Source organism: Synechococcus sp. R55.2, assembly GCF_047462075.1.
In the GTDB taxonomy this organism is placed as follows: Bacteria; Cyanobacteriota; Cyanobacteriia; order Thermostichales; family Thermostichaceae; genus Thermostichus.
The window spans coordinates 1-623 of record NZ_JANSIH010000294.1 but is presented as its reverse complement, the minus strand read 5'-3'; the positions used below and the strand labels follow the sequence as shown (position 1 = coordinate 623).

The following is a 623-nucleotide window of genomic DNA, read 5'->3' as shown; positions in this document are numbered from 1 at the left end:
GGGTTGCAGCGCCTGGATCAAAGTCTGGGGATCCACCTGGCCGGCGGCGTTCACCAGCAGACGGGTGACCTGCCAGCCTTGGGACTGCAACTGGCGGGCAGCATTCTCCACCGAGGCGTGCTCGACGCTGGAGATGATGAGATGTTGGGGAGTAGAGTAGCGCTGGGCCACCCCAAACAGGGCCAGGTTGTTGGACTCCGTCCCGCCTGAGGTAAACAGCAGCGCCTCCGGCTCACAGTTAAGCAGCTCGGCCACCTGCTGCCGCGCCCGCTCCATGGCCATGGCGGCCCGTTCTCCCCACCCGTGCAAGCTGGAGGGGTTGCCCCAGCTTTCCTGCATCGCCATCTGCATGGCCTCGATCACCTCAGGCCGAGGCGGAGTGGTGGCGCTGTGGTCAAAGTAGAGGGCAGGATCCAAACGCAACATGCCAGCTCGACCAGCCGGGGCTCCGTGTTCCTATCTTAAGATCCTTGGCCAGTGTTGCCCAACGCTGGCAGCAGCTTCCCCTTGTTGAGGCCAAACCCGCTGGAGGCAAATTGAGCCTGCCTACTTGAAAAGACTAGTACGCTGGCGGTGCATCACCACCGACTCCACCAAGCCGATGGCCAGAAAATTGGTCAGCA

The 623-nt window shown here is 62.4% G+C and carries 1 protein-coding gene; it reads right to left on the bottom strand.

Annotated elements, in window-relative coordinates:
• The coding region (locus NW838_RS09580; RefSeq protein WP_414427937.1) for an aminotransferase class V-fold PLP-dependent enzyme at positions 1-426 on the bottom strand (426 nt) is incomplete at its 3' end.
• Positions 427-623 lie beyond the last annotated feature (197 nt).